18 protein-coding genes are annotated in these 16,549 nt (G+C 69.5%); 13 read left to right on the top strand and 5 right to left on the bottom strand.

Going from position 1 to position 16,549, the window contains the following annotated elements:
- Positions 1 to 25 precede the first annotated feature (25 nt).
- Entirely contained in the window at positions 26 to 445 is a 420-nt protein-coding gene (locus ACIPXC_RS03060; protein WP_401612924.1) for a CBS domain-containing protein, read from the bottom strand.
- Positions 446 to 665: 220 nt separating this feature from the next.
- Positions 666 to 905: a hypothetical protein gene (locus ACIPXC_RS03055; RefSeq protein WP_401612922.1), complete on the bottom strand. Its 240-nt coding sequence runs from the start codon at positions 903 to 905 to the stop codon at positions 666 to 668.
- 135 nt (positions 906 to 1,040) lie between these two features.
- Here ACIPXC_RS03055 and ACIPXC_RS03050 point away from each other — a divergent pair, with 135 nt between their 5' ends.
- The 13 genes from ACIPXC_RS03050 (at position 1,041) to ACIPXC_RS02990 (ending at position 13,928) form a co-directional block, all read left to right on the top strand.
- Complete coding sequence (locus tag ACIPXC_RS03050) at positions 1,041 to 1,478, top strand: hypothetical protein (protein ID WP_401612920.1); 438 nt, start codon at positions 1,041 to 1,043, stop codon at positions 1,476 to 1,478.
- Between the two features lie 81 nt (positions 1,479 to 1,559).
- Positions 1,560 to 3,236, top strand: coding sequence for a hypothetical protein (locus ACIPXC_RS03045; protein WP_401612918.1), 1,677 nt, complete (start codon positions 1,560 to 1,562; stop codon positions 3,234 to 3,236).
- Between the two features lie 24 nt (positions 3,237 to 3,260).
- Positions 3,261 to 4,244, top strand: a complete 984-nt coding sequence (locus ACIPXC_RS03040; protein WP_401612916.1) for a hypothetical protein — start codon at positions 3,261 to 3,263, stop codon at positions 4,242 to 4,244.
- 648 nt (positions 4,245 to 4,892) lie between these two features.
- On the top strand, positions 4,893 to 5,537 hold the full coding sequence (locus ACIPXC_RS03035; protein ID WP_401612914.1) for a CBS domain-containing protein: 645 nt from the start codon (positions 4,893 to 4,895) through the stop codon (positions 5,535 to 5,537).
- 129 nt (positions 5,538 to 5,666) lie between these two features.
- Positions 5,667 to 6,377, top strand: a complete 711-nt coding sequence (locus tag ACIPXC_RS03030) for a response regulator (protein ID WP_401612912.1) — start codon at positions 5,667 to 5,669, stop codon at positions 6,375 to 6,377.
- A 156-nt stretch (positions 6,378 to 6,533) separates the two neighbouring features.
- The gene (acsA, locus tag ACIPXC_RS03025; RefSeq protein ID WP_401612910.1) at positions 6,534 to 8,324 is read left to right on the top strand and encodes an acetate--CoA ligase; all 1,791 of its coding nucleotides are present in this window, start codon (positions 6,534 to 6,536) and stop codon (positions 8,322 to 8,324) included.
- A 24-nt stretch (positions 8,325 to 8,348) separates the two neighbouring features.
- Positions 8,349 to 9,404: a pyruvate dehydrogenase (acetyl-transferring) E1 component subunit alpha gene (pdhA, locus tag ACIPXC_RS03020; RefSeq protein WP_401612908.1), complete on the top strand. Its 1,056-nt coding sequence runs from the start codon at positions 8,349 to 8,351 to the stop codon at positions 9,402 to 9,404.
- The gene (locus ACIPXC_RS03015; protein ID WP_401612906.1) at positions 9,401 to 10,408 is read left to right on the top strand and encodes an alpha-ketoacid dehydrogenase subunit beta; all 1,008 of its coding nucleotides are present in this window, start codon (positions 9,401 to 9,403) and stop codon (positions 10,406 to 10,408) included. Before pdhA ends, ACIPXC_RS03015 begins: the two co-directional genes overlap by 4 nt.
- Position 10,409: 1 nt before the next feature.
- Complete coding sequence (locus ACIPXC_RS03010) at positions 10,410 to 11,714, top strand: dihydrolipoamide acetyltransferase family protein (protein WP_401612904.1); 1,305 nt, start codon at positions 10,410 to 10,412, stop codon at positions 11,712 to 11,714.
- A complete protein-coding gene (locus tag ACIPXC_RS03005; protein ID WP_401612902.1) occupies positions 11,711 to 11,977 on the top strand; it encodes an acyl carrier protein in 267 nt (88 codons plus the stop codon). Before ACIPXC_RS03010 ends, ACIPXC_RS03005 begins: the two co-directional genes overlap by 4 nt.
- Before the next feature lie 104 nt (positions 11,978 to 12,081).
- Entirely contained in the window at positions 12,082 to 12,684 is a 603-nt protein-coding gene (locus tag ACIPXC_RS03000) for a CBS domain-containing protein (protein ID WP_401612898.1), read from the top strand.
- A 40-nt stretch (positions 12,685 to 12,724) separates the two neighbouring features.
- The gene (locus tag ACIPXC_RS02995; RefSeq protein WP_401612895.1) at positions 12,725 to 13,384 is read left to right on the top strand and encodes a CBS domain-containing protein; all 660 of its coding nucleotides are present in this window, start codon (positions 12,725 to 12,727) and stop codon (positions 13,382 to 13,384) included.
- Positions 13,385 to 13,436: 52 nt separating this feature from the next.
- Positions 13,437 to 13,928: a CBS domain-containing protein gene (locus ACIPXC_RS02990; protein WP_401612893.1), complete on the top strand. Its 492-nt coding sequence runs from the start codon at positions 13,437 to 13,439 to the stop codon at positions 13,926 to 13,928.
- 274 nt (positions 13,929 to 14,202) lie between these two features.
- Here the strand turns inward: ACIPXC_RS02990 and ACIPXC_RS02985 are convergent, their stop codons facing one another.
- The 3 genes from ACIPXC_RS02985 to ACIPXC_RS02975 all read right to left on the bottom strand — a co-directional run bounded on the left by ACIPXC_RS02985 (position 14,203) and on the right by ACIPXC_RS02975 (position 16,098).
- Positions 14,203 to 14,706, bottom strand: a complete 504-nt coding sequence (locus ACIPXC_RS02985) for a flavodoxin domain-containing protein (RefSeq protein ID WP_401612890.1) — start codon at positions 14,704 to 14,706, stop codon at positions 14,203 to 14,205.
- On the bottom strand, positions 14,703 to 15,164 hold the full coding sequence (locus ACIPXC_RS02980; RefSeq protein ID WP_401612887.1) for an Hsp20/alpha crystallin family protein: 462 nt from the start codon (positions 15,162 to 15,164) through the stop codon (positions 14,703 to 14,705). The genes ACIPXC_RS02985 and ACIPXC_RS02980 overlap by 4 nt, the downstream gene beginning before the upstream one ends.
- Before the next feature lie 232 nt (positions 15,165 to 15,396).
- The gene (locus ACIPXC_RS02975) at positions 15,397 to 16,098 is read right to left on the bottom strand and encodes a pyridoxamine 5'-phosphate oxidase family protein (RefSeq protein ID WP_401612885.1); all 702 of its coding nucleotides are present in this window, start codon (positions 16,096 to 16,098) and stop codon (positions 15,397 to 15,399) included.
- Between the last annotated feature and the right edge of the window lie 451 nt (positions 16,099 to 16,549).

Genomic DNA, 16,549 nt, shown 5'->3' with positions numbered 1-16,549 from the left:
CTCCGCCCACGTCCGCCGACCGTGGTCAGGGGGCGGCGCAGATGCTTTCGACGAAATGGCCGACCTGTTCTTCCGTCAGGTGTCGGGCCAGGTCGGCTTCGCTGATCATGCCGACCAGCCGGTGATCTTCGATGACGGGCAGCCTCCGAACGCGATGTTCCTGCATGATCTGCAGGACCTGTCCGGTGTCCGCATTCGCCGCCACCGTGTACGGCTTTCCCTGGGCGAGCAAGCCTGCCGTCATGTGATGGGGATCCTTGCCCTTCGCCAGGCACTTCACCACGATGTCGCGGTCGGTGATGATCCCGTGCAACCGGTCATCCGGTCCGCAGATCGGGAGTGACCCCACTCCCAGTTCGCTCATGCGGCGCGCCGCGTCCATGAGCGTCTCGTCTTCCCGCACGCAGGTCGCACCCTTGTGCATGATGTCTCGCGCGGTCGCCATGGCTTCCTCCTCGCACATGAGGACGCCGGCTGAGCCTCCTCGGGAGCCGGAGGTGCGCTGCGCACCGTTCCCGGCCTTTGCGATCAGCTTCGATCACCGTGGCGTCCCACTCCGGCCGACACCTCAATTCTCCGTCCCGGTGCCCGGCGGCGCGAGCGCGATCAGGTCGATCATGCGATGTCATCGGGCTCCGCCAGCGCGTACGGCCACTCAGAGGACGTTAAGTCCGTTTCTGGTAGCAGCCTCGTCCGGGCTGGGTGAGGAAGCCTTGGCGGGTGAGACGTCCGAGGCGGCTGCGGGTGATGTTGACGGATGCCTCGTCGGGGGGCATGTCGAGGAGTTCGTGCAGCTCACGGGCTCGGAAGACCTGGTCGGGGTGCTGGTTGAAGGCGTTCACGATGGCCTGGTAGGCGGTGTTCGTCCCGGGCGGATCGAGGCGGCCGACGGGTGGTAGGGCCACCGAGGCGATCGGACACACCCGGCGCCGCATCTCCGGGTGCCCTGGCGATCGAGCGGATGCCACCGGCACGGTGGGTTTCCCGCGTGTGTAGGTGCCATGGCTATGATCATGAGAGGTCGATGGGGAGGGCATGGCATGGGGGATTTCGACGAGGAGTGGCGCCAGTCGCTCTCTGGTGCGGGCGATGTGCAGGCGCGTCTGCGGTTGAACGGCACAGGAGGTCCGGCGGGGCCGCTTGCCCCTGGGGGGTCGGGGACGTTCGGGTCCACGCCGGCGGAGAAGAAGGCGGCTGCGGACACGATCGAGAACGAGCTCGAGGGCAAGACGCAGACGTCCACGGAGCACGCGGACGAGGCGACGAACACCGCCGTCAAGGGCTTCGACGGGTGGGACACCGCAACGGGCCTGAAGAAGGTCGGGGAGACCTGGGACAAGCAGGTCGCGGTTCTGATGGGCCGGCTTGGTGCCGAGAAGATCGCGCTGATGGGTGCAACGGGTGCGTTCACGCGCAACGACATCGGGCTGGGCGACCAGTTCCGGCTGATCGGCCAGTCGGGGCTCAACCGGGTGTAGGGGTTACAGGTGCTGACGTACAACGAAGTGATGACCACGGACCTGGGGCTGCTGACGACGGCGGCCGACAAGTGAGAGTCCATGGCCGGTGAGATCAAGAAGGTCGAGGAGCGGTACAGGGACACCGTCCAGAAGATCACGATGGGTCAGGACTGGACGGGCATCAGCGCCGGCGTGGCCCACACGAACTTCGCCGGTACGCGCTACGAGTACGCCGCCGCCCAGATCCAGGCGAAAGCCGTCGCCTCTCTCCTGCGCGACGCCCACGGCCAGTTCACCGACCTCAGGAAGAGGCTCGACTCCGTCCGTGCGGATGCCGTCAAGGAGGGGCTGGTCGTCGATTCGCAGGGGGGCGTGCGGCAGGACGAGAGCAAGCTCACGGGTCAGGACCGCATGTACCTGCGGGATCACCCGGAGGCCGTGGCCGCCCTGAACAAGACAATCGAGGCATGGGCCCGACGGATCAGGGACCTCGTCCAGGCCTTCGCCGACGCCGATCAGGGCGTCAAGGTGGCCCTCGAAGCCGTCGGTGTCGACAGCAACAAGGACGCTTTCGGCAAGGGCAATGACGACCAGCTCAACGGATTCAACGCCGGGGCCCAAGGCGACATCGAGGTCTACGAGGCCCGCAACGCCGAGGACATCGCCACCCGCATCAACAACGACGGAAACGTCTCAGCCTCCGACTACGCGGAACTCGACCGTTCCTTCCGCGACAACGCCGGGAACAAGGCGTTCAGCCAGACCTTCCTCTCGGGCGTCGGACCCGGCGGCACCATCACGCTGTCGGACAAGCTGAACGACCGGGCCCTTCACTCGGACAAGAAGAACAGCGACCGTTACCAGAGCATCCAGAAGGGCCTCGCCAATACGGTGGCGGGTGCCACCGAGGTCCCGGGGAAGGTCTCCGATGCCCCGCCCGGGTCCAAGAAGTTCAAGGAGTGGCTGGCAGGCCCGGACGGCAAGTTCTATCGGGAGTTCACCGACGGCCTGGACAAGGCCGGCGTCAAGGCAACCGGGGACAAGGTCAACCCGCTGTACGGCTACCAGTCGTTCGTCACGCTGATGCAGCATGCCGACACCCAGTACGACGACCAGTTCCTGTACGACCTCGGCGACGACCTCATATCGGCCGAGAAGAAGCACCCCGGCATATTCACCCAGTGGGGAGCCGGGCACGAGGGGATCGAAACGGACGCCGTCGACGGTCTGCTCGGCGTCATGAGCAAGAACCCCGACGCAGCGACCGCGTTCTTCGATCCCAAGGGCAACGGGCCGAACGGTGACAAGGTCACCAACGACCACCTGCACTACCTCGCGGGCAAGGGTGACGGAACCCGTGACTGGCCCGTCGTCACCGTCCTCGGTTACCACGCCACGAACCTGGACGACCCCACCAGCCGCGCCGGTCTCGGTGCCGCCTACCACGTCATAGGTGGCGCGGTCACACCGCTCTACTTCACGACAGCCGGAGGCGTGTCCATAGCCTTCGGTGACGCGCTCCAGCGCGGTGTGGACACCTGGGCTTGGAACATGGGTAACAACCTGAAGGCGGAGGCGGACGCCACGGCGAACGCGGGCATCGCCGACCACTACCTCACCGCCACCAACCAGATGGGTCTCATGGTCGACTCCTGGGCGGACGGCCGCCCGGACATCGACAAGGACGCCAGGGCAGGCCTCAAGGACGAGATCCTCGACGGTCACGACCGAGGGAGCAACGCTACTCAGAAATACCTGACCGACACCACCAACTGACGCGCCCCCACAGGAAAGGCAGCCATGCCGCAGGAGCCCCCCCACCGCACGACACCAGCCAGGGCACTCATCGTGCTCGGGCTATGTCTGGCCCTGCTGGGAGGTGTCGGAACCTGGCTGCTACTCGGCAGGGAATCCGCTGAACCGTGTAATGGCCTGGCCGGGAACGAGCGCGTGCAGAAGTCGGTGGGTGCGGCCGTTCACCCGGGCATGAGCTGCGCGGCTCTGGCCGAGGCCATCGTGAAGGCGTCGTCGGGGGACGAGGCCGGCCGTCACACTCAGCTTCAGGCCCAGGCGTTGAAGGACGTACTCGTCGTCCTCGGATCCGGAGATCCGACGGAACTCACTCTGGATCCCGCGCTGCGCGTCCCCCTCGCCACAGCCCTGTCCGACTACGCACCCGATCTGCACGAGATGCTCGGCGGTATCGGTATCACCGACTTCCTGGCCAAGGCCGCACCTCAGGCCCCGCCGTGGCAGTCCGACGGCACCTACCACCTCACCGTCTTCGCCGATACGCTCAGGGGCGTCATCCGCGCTGTGGCGCAGGATCCCGAGGCCTACGCATTGCTGCGCATGACGGAGACCCGGACCACGGCGCAGCGGCTCGCGGCGGTCCCCGCCGATGCCGCGGACTACAGCCTCAGCGTTCCCCCGACGGAGGGCGCACGAGCGTTGGGCATCCTCGACGGAATCGCCGACGCGGTCACCCGAGGCAAGGACGAGGGGCAGGCGCGGGCGTGGCGCATGACTGTCCTGGACAACCTCTTGGGCAGCGAGGCCTCCCCGCAGAGCGCTCAGGATCCCCTGGCCGCCCAACTCACGGCGGCATGGCTCCAGAACCTGAAGAAGGTCTCCGAGGAGGAACGCGTCGGCCGACTGCGTACACAGGGGGTAGACATGGTTCGTGAGTGGGCCCGGCAACGGAAGATGGATGAACAGACCCAGCAGGGCCTGCTCGCCAAAGTCGAACGCAGCGCACTGAGCGCCTATCACGAGATCAAGTGACCGGTCCCTGTCATCCCTGACCCCGGCTGACGAGACGGTGGGCCTGGACCGCGTACCCGGGCAGCATGCGTGCCCGGCGCAGAGGTGACCTCGCCGATCGGCGCCCCCGCCGTGGTGCTGTGCGCGTGTGGCCGACTCCGCAGGCGTATCGGGCCCGGAATGTCCAGACGGAAGCCAGAAGACAGCGTCAGCGCACACAGGAACCCTGTCCGGTTTGCATTCTGCGTGCCGCGGACCTGCGGTCCACTTCCACATGTTTTCGCTGGATCCTATTCCGATGACGAAACACGTGGACGCACGACTCATCGCGGCGTGAGTCAAATGTGCTCTGATCTGCGGTCTTTCGCGCGATCGCGGTGGAAGTGGCGTGGGGGAGTTCCTACGGCGCTCATCCCGCTCGCGCTTGTCCGGGACGAGCCGCCGTGTCCGGCATCCGAGCGGGCCACACGGTGGGTTTTGACGGATCCACCAACGCGTTCTGCCTGGCGTGACGCTCGCGTCCCGTCCCATGGGCCGATCGGACCTCGGCCATGACCCCACAGGCCCTGGGACGGAGCAGGCGGGAGTGCTCGAATGGAAGGGTTCGACCGGACCGCAAGGTCAGGCAGCAGGAGCACGTCTTCCCGGACAACGTCGAAGGAGTCGGTCATGCCCGCCTCGCGCTACACCGTCAGTGACGTCATGACGCACACGGCCATCGCAATAGGCCGCGAGGCGTCATACAAGGAAATAGTCGAACTGATGCACGAATGGAAGGTGAGTGCCGTCCCCGTGCTGGAAGGCGAGGGCCGCGTCGTCGGAGTCGTCTCGGAGGCCGATCTCCTGCCGAAGGAGGAGTTCCGCCGCGAGCAGCCCCTCCTGCCGGACAACATCGAGGAAGCCTCCAAGGCCGGCGGTGTACTGGCCGAGGAGCTGATGACGAGCCCGGCGGTCACGGTCCATCCGGACGCGACGATCGCCGAAGCGGCGCGCATCATGGCCCACAAGCACGTCAAGCGGCTGCCGGTGGTCAACGGGGTCGGCATGCTGGAGGGTGTCGTGAGCCGCAGCGACCTGCTCAAGGTCTTCCTGCGCCCCGACGAGGAACTGGAGGAGGAGATCCGCCAGGCCGTACTGGGCGAGCTCGCGCCGGGCGCCACCCTGGAATTCTCTGTGCAGGACGGTGTCGTCACCCTCCGAGGGCCACTGCGTGACCGTGCCCTGGTACCGCTGCTCGCGCGCGCCATCAGCGCCGTCGAAGGGGTCGTGGACGTTCGGATGGAGCTCGACGGCTCGGTCTCAGCCGCCGCGTAGGCATGCTCGACCGCCTCCGTCGTGGACAACCGCGACCTCGACGGCGTTCGGTCGGGTGTGCGTCCGGCCCCCCGACTGAGACAATTCGGATGGAAGCATGCCGAGCGTGATCCGGATCAGGCGGCGAACATGTCCGACGTACCAGGCGGCCCCTCCGAGGTGCCGATCAAGGTCTTCCTCCTCGACGATCACGAGGTGGTCCGGCGGGGACTGCGGGACCTCCTCGAAGCAGAGGCGGACATCACCGTCGTCGGCGAGGCGGGCACCGCCGAGCAGGCACTTGCACGCGGGCCCGCGCTCCGCCCGGATGTCGCGGTCCTCGACGTACGTCTGCCTGACAGCGACGGCATCACCGTGTGCCGGGAGCTGCGGTCCCGAATGCCGGACCTGGCGTGCCTGATGTTGACGTCGTTCGACGATGAGGACGCCCTGCTGGACGCGATCATGGCGGGAGCGGCCGGGTACGTACTCAAACAGATCAAGGGCTCCGACCTGGTGTCCGCGGTGCGCACCGTCGCCACCGGCCAGTCCATGCTCGACCCGGCCACCACCGCCCGCCTGATGCACTCCCTGCGCGACCCGGAGCCCGCCCGGGAAGCCGAGGACACCCGGCTGGCCATGCTCTCCGAACGGGAGCGGGCAGTCCTGGCACTCATCGGGGACGGCCTCACCAACCGCCAGATCGCCAAGCGGCTCTACCTCTCCGAGAAGACCGTCAAGAACCACATCTCCCGGCTCCTGGGAAAGCTGGGAGTCGAACGCCGCGTGCAAGCAGCGGTGATCGCCGCACAGGTCCACGAGCAGGGGCACGACGGCGAGACCGCATCGCCCAAGCACTGACCGGCCGCGCGGTGCCGCACCGCTCGGGCACGAGCCGGCGCCCAGGTGGCCCGAGCGGTCCCCGCCCGGGCCCGTTCGGCCCTCCCCCTGCACTTCGCATCCGGCGGATGGTGGTTTGGCACCACCAGCAGTCCTCGCGGTGGACGAGGAGCCGTCATGACCTACCCCGTCATCACCAAAGAGCACCACCCGCACGACACCTGGAGGCTCTCGGACTACGAGCGGACCCGCGCGACGTTCACCTGGGGCGAAGCCCGGTCATGGCTGAGCGGCCTGCCGGACGGCAGCGGCCTGAACATGGGCTTCGAGGCGGTCGACCGGCACGTCGAGGCGGGACACGGCGGCTGGGAGGCCCTGCGGTGCGTGGCCGCCGACGATTCCGTGACCAGCGTGAGCTACGCGAAGCTCGCCGCAGACTCCTCCCGGTTCGCGAACGTCCTCGACGGCTTGGGATCGGCGCCGCAGGACCGGGTCTTCACGCTGCTGGGCCGGCGCCGCGAGCTGTACACGGCGGTGCTCGGCACGCTGCGTTCACGACGGGTCCTGTGCCCGCTGTTCTCGGCGTTCGGCCCTGAGCCGGTACGACAGCGGCTCACCCTGGGCGACGCCCGGATCCTGGTCACCACCGAGGCCCTCTACCGGCGCAAGGTCGCCGGAATCCGCCACCAGCTGCCGGGGTTGGCTCACGTGCTGCTGGTCGGCCCCGTCGCCGACCCGCCACCGGGTACTGCCGTGCTCGACCACCTCATGGCGCAGGCCTCGCCGGTGTTCGCCGTACCGCCGACCGACCCCGAGGACATGGCCCTCCTCCACTTCACCAGCGGCACGACCGGCACCCCCAAGGGCGCGGTCCACGTGCACGAGGCGGTGGTGGCGCACCACGCCACAGCGGCCTTCGCGCTGGATCTGGGCCCTCAGGACGTGTACTGGTGCACGGCCGATCCCGGGTGGGTGACGGGCACCTCCTACGGGATCATCGCCCCCCTCACCCACGGTGCCACCCTGGTGGTCGACGAGGGCGACTTCGACGTGCACCGCTGGTACCGGATCCTCGACTCCCAGAACGTCGCGATCTGGTACACGGCGCCCACGGCGATCCGCATGCTGATGCGGGCCACGCCCCGGGGCGGCCACGGCCTTCCGGGACCGTACGACCTGTCCTCGCTCCGCTTCGTCGCCAGTGTCGGCGAGCCGCTGAATCCCGAAGCAGTGGTGTGGGGACAGGAGGTGCTGGGTCTTCCCGTGCACGACAACTGGTGGCAGACGGAAACCGGCGCCATCATGATCGCGAACTACGCCTCCGGCGACATCCGTCCCGGGTCCATGGGACGCCCGCTGCCCGGCGTGGAGGCAGCGATCCTGGAACGGGGGCCGGACGGACGGGCCGCTGTGACCGACGGGCACGTACGGCAGGTCACCCGTCCCGGCGTGGAGGGTGAGCTGGCGCTCCGGCCGGGCTGGCCCTCGATGTTCCGCGGCTACCTCAACGAACAGGCGCGGTACGACGCCTGCTTCGCCGACGGCTGGTACCTCACCGGTGATCTGGCGAAACGCGACGCGGGCGGATGGTTCTGGTTCGTCGGCCGGGCCGATGACGTGATCAAGTCCGCCGGGCACCTCATCGGGCCGTTCGAGGTCGAAAGCGCACTGATGGAGCATCCGGCCGTGGCGGAGGCGGGCGTGATCGGCCGCCCGGACCCGGTCGTGGGGGCCGTGGTGAAGGCCTTCGTCTCGCTGCGCCCCGGATTCCGGCCGCAGGACGCGCTGAAGCGCGAACTGCTGGCGTTCGCCCGGCAGCGGCTCGGTCCGGCCGTGGCACCGCGTGAGATCGAGTTCGACCAGAACCTCCCGAGAACCCGAAGCGGCAAAGTCATGCGCCGGCTCCTGCGAGCCCGTGAGCTCGGCTTGCCCGAGGGCGATCTGTCAACCCTGGAAGGCCCTGCCTGAAGGCACGTGAGGAGAGGCGCGACCATGAGCACGACCAAGCGGGCCCCCGGCCCCAAGCGGGCGGGCGGGCGTCGCCGACCGCCGGAACCACAGGCCGGCGAGCCCCGGCCCGGCCATGACCATCGGCTGGAGACGCTGCGGCAGATGCTGCTGATCCGCCGGTTCGAGGAACGCTGCGTCGAGCTCTACAGCGCGGCGAAGATCCGCGGCTTCGTCCACCTGTACATCGGGGAGGAAGCGGTCGCCGTGGGCGTCGGCCAGGCTCTGCGCGACGAGGACGCCGTCGTCTCCACGTACCGCGAGCACGGCCACGCGCTCGCCCGAGGCGTGCCGGCCGATGCCGTGATGGCCGAGATGTTCGGCAAGGCCACCGGATGCAGCCGCGGCCGCGGCGGGTCCATGCACCTGTTCGACGCGGGACGGCGGTTCTACGGAGGGAACGCCATCGTGGCCGGCGGGCTGCCGCTGGCCGCCGGGCTGGCCCTGGCCGACCGCATGCGCGGCACCGAACGGGTGACGTGCTGCTTCTTCGGGGACGGGGCCTACGCGGAGGGCGAGTTCCACGAGACGGCCAACCTCGCCGCACTGTGGCAGCTGCCCCTGCTGCTGGTCTGCGAGAACAACCTGTACGCCATGGGGACCAGTCTGGCGCGGGAACACGCGCAGACGAACCTCGCGATGCGGGCCGCGTCGTACGGTATGCCTGCCTGGACGGTCGACGGCATGGACGTGACGGCCGTCGAGGCGGCGGCACGACGGGCGGCCGATTCCGTGCGTTCGGGTGGCGGACCGCATTTCCTGGAGGCGCGGACGTACCGCTTCCGGGCGCACTCCATGTACGACCCGGACCGCTACCGGAGCAAGGACGAAATCTCGCGATGGAAGGAACGCGACCCACTGGCGGACCTGGAGCAGCGGATGCGTGCCGACGGCGGCCTGGACGACCTGGTGAGGAAGCAGCTGGAGGAGGACGTGACGGCCGAGATCGATGAGTCCGTGCGCACGGCCGAGGCCGCGCCGTACGAACCGGTCGCGGACCTGCTGCGGTTCGTGACGAGCACGCCCAGGAGCACGAGATGAACGCCCGTCCGTCGGCCGGGAAGGCCGAAGCCGCTCGCACCACCTATCGGGAGGCCTTGCGGGAGGGGTTGCGCGAGGCGCTTCGCGAGGACGACCGGGTCTTCCTCATGGGTGAGGACGTGGGCCGTTACGGTGGCTGCTTCGGGGTGAGTCTCGGCCTGCTGGAGGAGTTCGGGCCCGACCGGGTCCGTGACACGCCGCTGTCGGAGTCCGCCTTCGTCGGGGCCGGCATCGGCGCCGCGCTGGGCGGTATGCGTCCGATCGTTGAGATCATGACCGTCAACTTCAGCCTGCTGGCCCTCGACCAGATCATGAACAACGCGGCCACTTTGCTGCACATGTCCGGCGGGCAGCTGAACGTGCCGATCGTGATCCGGATGACGACCGGGGCGGGGCGCCAGCTCGCCGCCCAGCACTCGCACAGCCTGGAGGGCTGGTACGCGCACATCCCGGGCATCCGGGTGCTCGCCCCCGCGACCGTGGACGACGCACGGCACATGCTGGCAGCGGCCCTCGACGACCCCGATCCCGTCGTGCTCTTCGAACACGGGAGCCTCTACAACGCGGAGGGTGTGCCGGACGGCACGATCGATTCCGTCGGACTGGACTCCGCGTCGGTGCGCCGCCCCGGCACGGACGTCTCCGTGATCACCTACGGCGGGTCGCTGCCCAAGGCCCTGGACGCCGCCGGAACACTGGCGGAGGAGGGTATCAGCGCCGAGGTGGTGGACCTGCGGTCCCTGCGCCCCCTGGACGACGCGACGGTCCTGGAGTCGGTCGGCCGCACCCACCGGGCCGTGATCGTGGACGAGGGATGGCGCAGCGGCAGCATCTCCGCGGAGATCATGGCCCGCATCACGGAGCAGTCGTTCTACGAGCTCGACGCCCCGGTCCTGCGCGTGTGCAGTCAGGAGGTGCCGATGCCCTACGCGCGGCAGCTCGAGGAAGCCGCTCTGCCGCAGCCCGCCTCCGTCGTGGCGGCGGCCCGGAAGGCGGTGGCCTGACGTGGGCGAGTTCACCATGCCGTCCCTCGGGGCCGACATGGACGAGGGCACCCTCGTCGAGTGGCTGGTCACTCAGGGGGCCGAGGTGGCGCGGGGCGACGTCGTCGCCGTGGTGGAGACGTCCAAGTCGACGATCGAGGTGGAATGCTTCGAGTCCGGAACGGTCACCGAGTTCCTGGTGGAGCCCGGTACGACCGTCGCGGTCGGCACACCCCTGGCCGTCATCACCCCCGCGGCTCCGGGGCCGCCTTCCGTCCCGCCCGTCCCGGTCCCCGTCGAAACCACGTCGGCCACTCCCCTCGTCCGACACCAGGCTGCCGAGGAGGGCGTGGACCTCGATGCCGTCCACGGTACCGGCGCGGGCGGCCGGATCAGGCGTGCGGACGTGGCCCGGGCCGCCCGTCCTGCGTCGGCGCGCATCGCCGCGTCGCCTCTCGCGCGACGCCTCGCCGATTCCCTGGGCGTCGATCTCGCCACCGTCAAGGGCACCGGCAGCCGAGGCGCGATCAAAGCCGACGACGTCCGCGCCGCGACCGGAGCCGAAGCCGGCAGCAAGGAGCGCACCCACACCGCCGTTGGCCGGCGAGCCGCACCGGCCGAACCGCCTCCCGCAAACACCGCGACCGCGACCGCGGCTGCGCCCTCTGCCGGTGATCGGCTTGCCATTGCCCGGCTCATGTCCCGCGCGAAGCGGGAGATCCCGCACTACTACCTCGCGACGACCATCGACCTCGCCGCGGCCGTGGAATGGATGCACCGGCAGAACAGCACGCTCCCCGTCGCGGAACGCCTCGTGCCGGCCGCACTTCTGCTGAAGGCGGTCGCGCTGGCCGCACGGGAGGTGCCCGAGCTGAACGGCCACTGGAAGGAGGACCACTTCGTGCCCGCGACCGGAGTCCGCCTCGGTACGGCCGTCGCGCTGCGCGGAGGCGGGCTGGTCGCACCCGCCCTCGCCGACGCGGACCGCATGCCGCTGGGCGACGTCATGGCGACCATGAAAGACCTCGTCCTCCGGGCCAGGCACGGCAGACTCCGCGCCTCGGAGACGGCAGACCCGACCGTCACGGTGACCAACCTCGGCGATCAGGGAGTCGAGTCGGTCCTCGGCGTGATCTATCCGCCCCAGGTGGCGATGATCGGCCTCGGAAGGGTGACCGACCGGCCTGTGGCGGTGGACGGCATGCTCGCCGTCCACCCGGCCGTCACCGCCACCCTGTCCGCCGACCACCGGGCCACCGACGGCGCGACCGGCGCCCGCTTCCTCACCGCGCTCGACCGCCTGCTCCAGCATCCGGAGGACCTGTGACCCACGACGAAGCCCTCGCGACGGTCAAGGCCGCGATCGAGGAGGCCGTCCCCGGCGCCGACCTCACGGCCGTGTCGCCCGACGAGCCCTTCCGGGAGCGTCTGGAGATGGACTCTCTGGACTTCCTCAGCTTCATCGAGCTGCTCAGCGGCCGGACCGGGCTCGACCTGCCGGAACAGGACTACGCCTCGTTCACCACCCTCAACGGCTGCGCCGGCTACGTGACGGCCCGCACCGGCGGCACGCAGGGGGCTTCTTCATAAGGGGCTGGTCCGGTCAGCCCCGCCCGTGGCCCAGTCGGCCCTACCCACCGTTCACCTGTGAAGTCAGGCTGATAGGGGCCCCGAATCCAGCGGCTGGAGGAACCATGAAGCACTTGCGCACCGTGAACGACGTCATGACCCACGCCGTCATCTCGGTCGACAGCGGAGCACCGGTCCACGACATCGTCGAGACCATGCGGCGATGGGGCTTCAGCTCCCTGCCCGTGCTGTCGGCCGAGGGCCGGGTCGTCGGCGTGGTCTCCGAAGCCGACCTGCTGATCAAGGTGGAGGGGACCGACACGTCCCACACCGTGACCGCCGGGCAGATGATGACCGTTCCACCGGTGACCGTACCCAAGGACGCCACGATCGCCGGCGCCGCCCGCCTGATGGCGAAGGGCCATTTCAAGCGGCTGCCGGTGGTTGACCGCGAAGGCAGGCTCGTCGGCGTCGTCAGCCGCGGCGACCTGCTGAAGATCTACCTCCGGCCCGACGCCGACATCGCGGAGGAACTGCGGGACATGCTCACGGCACGACTGATTCCCTCCGGTACCGCGATCGTGCACGTCCACGTCGACCACGGGGTCGTACGGCTGGAGGGCGAGGTGGCCGATGCGGCTCTGGCGGACGTACTGGTGCGCGTCGCCCGTTCGGTGCCCGGGGTCGTGGACGTCACGTCCCTGCTCCACTCCCGCGTGGCGGCCTGACGCCAACGCACTGATGCGACAACGACGGAAGGAGATCGCGGTGAGGCACAGAGAAGTGGGTGAGTTGATGACGCGCGACGTCGTCACGGTCCCCGGACACGCCACGTTCAAGGACATCATCCGTACCCTCGAAGAGCACGACGTGTCCGCGGTGGCGGTCACCGATGCCACCGGCCGCCCGCTCGGGGTGATCTCCGAGGGGGATCTGCTGCCGAAGCCCGCAGACCAGGGGGACTGGTTCCGCTCACTGCCGCGTCCCGAATCCTGGGAGAGGGAGAAAGCGGCCGGTATGAAGGCGGAGGAGCTGATGTCGGCCCCGGCGGTGTGCGCCCGCCCGGACTGGACGGTGGCGGAGGCGGCGCGGCTCATGGAGAGCCAGCGGGTCAAACGGCTGCTGGTCGTCGACGATGCCGATGTCCTCGTGGGTATCGTCACCCGCGGCGACCTGCTGCGGATCTTCCTGCGCGACGACGACGCCATCCGCCACGAGATCACCGGTGACGTACTGGACCGGACCTTGCACCTGGATCCGGCCGCCGTCGACGTCGAGGTGGTCGACGGCAAGGTGACGCTGCACGGCAGGGTGCGTTTCCGGAGCATCGTCCCCGCCGTCGAGCGGCTGTGCCGGACCGTCGACGGGGTGGTCGGCGTCACGGAGCGGCTCGCGTGGGAGACGGACGACACCGGCGCACGTCCCTGAGCCGCACGGGCCTACGGTCAACCCAGTGGATCCCGTGGGAAGGAGTCGGGTAATGAACGTGTCCGCATCCATGTCCGCGCCCGCCGTGTCCGTCGACGCCACGACGACGATCGGGGAGGCGGCCCGCCGCATGGATCTCCACGGCGTCGGTTGCCTGGTCGTGACGGAGGGCGGAGCCCTTCGCGGCATCGTCACCGACCGTGACGTCACGGTGCGGGCCGTGGCCGGCGGGCTCGACCGTGATGATCCGGTGGGCCAGGTCATGACCAGTCCGGCTGTGACCGTCGATGCCGCCGAGGACATCCACGCGGCGTACCGGAAGTTCCGCAACAGCGGCGTCCGACGCCTGCCCGTTGTGGACGGGCAGCGAGTCGTGGGCATGCTGACCGTGGACGACCTGCTGATGGACGTCTTCCGCAGGGTGGCGGACCTGCTGGGGCCGGTCGCGTGGAGCGTCCTGGAGGAGCCCCCGGGCCCTCCGGACGAAATGGGCCCGCACGCACGAACGGACGGAAGGAGCCCGCCCGCTTCTCGCGGATCCTGATCGTGCGGTGCACGGCCGTCAGCCGCTTCTCCGCATCCTCACAGGACTCCTTCCGTCACCTTCAGCACACCACGGCCCGGCGCTGCCCGCCAGGGCCGAACGGTCCCCTCCCGGCCCCGGACAGCCCTCGCGTTCCTCGGACGTGTCGGTCACGGTGGACCCGCCGCCGCCCCTCCCGCCGCCGCCCCCTTGGGTCCGGCGGCCTTCTACGCCGACCCGGCAACTCCGACGAGCCGGCCCGCCTCTCGGCGGGCCGGCTCGTCATGGTGGCCGTTCAGGCGGCCGCGGCGAGTTCGCTGCTGATGTGGTGGGCCCAGGTCTGGATCCTCTCCGGGTTCCGGAAGTCGCCACCCTTGCCGTGGTGGACGACCGCCTTGGCGATGAGTCCCGGTGTGCTCGTGGTGATACTGCCTCCGAAGGTGATGTGCTCGCGGGCACCCAGCCGTTCCATCTGACGTGCCACGGCAGGTACCGGTGGGATCTCGTGCTGCTCGGCGGAGCTGTCGACCGGGCCGCTGCTGAACAGCCAGACCGGACGGTGCCTGAGGTAGTGCTCGTTGCGTTCCGCGCAGTGCATGGCCTTGCCGCTCCAGCGGCCGGCGTACAGGGAACCGCCGAGGACGACGGCGTCGAAGCCGCGCACGTCATCGACGTCGTCGGCGGGCAGGACGACGGCGTCCAGGCCGTCCTCTCGGAGGGTCCGGCCGATCTCCGCGGCGATCCCGGCGGTCGCGCCGTGCTTGCTCCCGTAGGCGACCAGCACCCGTTTGGCAGTCATGACCGCTCGCTCGTCTCCGGGGCGGCCTGGGAGCGCTTCACGGGGATGCTGCGGCGCCCGGCCGGCGGCTCGGTCTGCATCGGTACACGTACGGTGAGGATGCCGTCCTCGTACCCGGCTTCGACCCCTTCGGCGGGGATCGTGCCGGGCAGGCGGACGCTGCGGCTGAAGGAGCCGTAGCGGAATTCGGAGTGGTCCTTGTCCTCCTTGCTCTCGGAGTGCTCGGCGCTCACGGTGAGCGTGTCACCGTCGACGGTGATCTCGATGTCCTGCTCGGGGTCCACTCCGGGCATCTCGGCGCGGAGCGTGAAGACTCCGTCTCTGCTGGTCACTTCGATCGGGATGGGGTGCACGTCGAGGGCCGGCCGCCACGTCGGGAATCGCGGGAAGTCGGCTCCGAACCAGTCCGTGAGGTCGGGGAAGAGGCTGCGCCTCCGCTCCATCTGTGTGCCTGACATGGGGTGCTCCTGGATCTCCGGCGCCGTGTCACCCGGCGCCCTTCGTGCGGGTTCTGTCTCCACTTTGGTTCTGCCGCCGGCCGATCCGCTTGGGCCTGTCGGGGCAGCGCCAGGGCCGTTCGGCCCCCGACGGGGCCTGCGCGAGCGAGAACACCCTGCGAGTGATCGCCATTGACTGCTGCGGGACCCCGTCGGCCGGTCGGCTCGTTCATGGCTACGGCTTCGGGCCCGCTCAGCGGGCCGCCACCCGGCGCCCGGTGATCCTGACAGGGGTGATCTTCATCCAGTGCGTGCGGTCCCCGCCTGCCCACGGTGCGAAGTGCGCTGCCGCGGCGCGACGTTCGAGCGCGCCCGCATCGGACACCGCGTCGAGTCGGCCGACGGCCAGGACGCTCCATCCCGTCGCCGCCACATCGTCGATCCTCTCGGTCTCGAAGGCGGCCTCGGTTCCCACAGCGCGTGCCAGCACCGTGTCGGCTGCCGTGCTGAATGCGATGCCCGTGTCGACGACGAGGTAGTTGACGGGGTGGACGGCCGGGCCGTCGGGGGTGAAGACGGCAACTCGTCCGATGCCCCTGATACCGAGCAGTCTTCGGCACTCGCCTTCGTCGAGAATGACGAGCTGGGCGTCCGGCCTTTCGGCTGACGGCTGGGAACTGCTCCCGCTGCCCTGGCCGACCAGGTCTTCGACGGTGGTTCCGAGCTCATCGGCCAGGCGGACGAGGGTACCGATCGCCGGGAGGGCGGCCTGCTCCTCCAAGGAGGCGATGTAGTGCGCGTCGGCGCCGCAGCGCCCACCCAGTTCCGCGCGACTCAGTCCGGCCGCCGCACGGCGGGCCGCGAGCCGACGGCCCAGGTCGGTCCTGCGGCCCCCGCTCCGGTCGCCGGACTCGTGGGGCGAACGGGCTGCCCCCTCTCCACCCATGGTGCTCATGACGTCATCGCTCCTCAGGCTCCCGGCCTCTGCAGCGTCCTGTGTCCCGGGCACCGGCTCGGGCTCGGGCTCGCCGGTACTCCTTGCCAGACTGCCCCAGCGGCAGGCCGTCCCGCTTGGGCCGGTCGGTCCCAACCCTCGACCCGAACGGATCCGACACACGTGTGCACCGCGTGAGCCTGGGCCGCACGGGCCGCCTGAGTGGCCCACCCTGCCCTCCCCGGGCCGATGGCTTCTCGCTGACCCTGATCGCATGGGAGAACGACCCTGGACCTGCCGGAAGGCAGCACGCCGATGAAACGGGAACCGGCAGCTCCTCCCCCATCCCGGCCGGCGCTCAAGACCCGGGAAGCCGGACCGGGCGCTCGACTCCCCCACAGCGGCCGTCGTCGGCGGCGCACGGCACAGGACACTCCTCCACAACCCCGAACACGGCGGATCCGGACCCTAC

The organism is Streptomyces sp. NPDC090021, from assembly GCF_044748225.1.
Taxonomy (GTDB): Bacteria; Actinomycetota; Actinomycetes; order Streptomycetales; family Streptomycetaceae; genus Streptomyces.
Note: the sequence above shows the minus strand (reverse complement) of the source record. Positions and strands in the feature narration are given on the sequence as shown.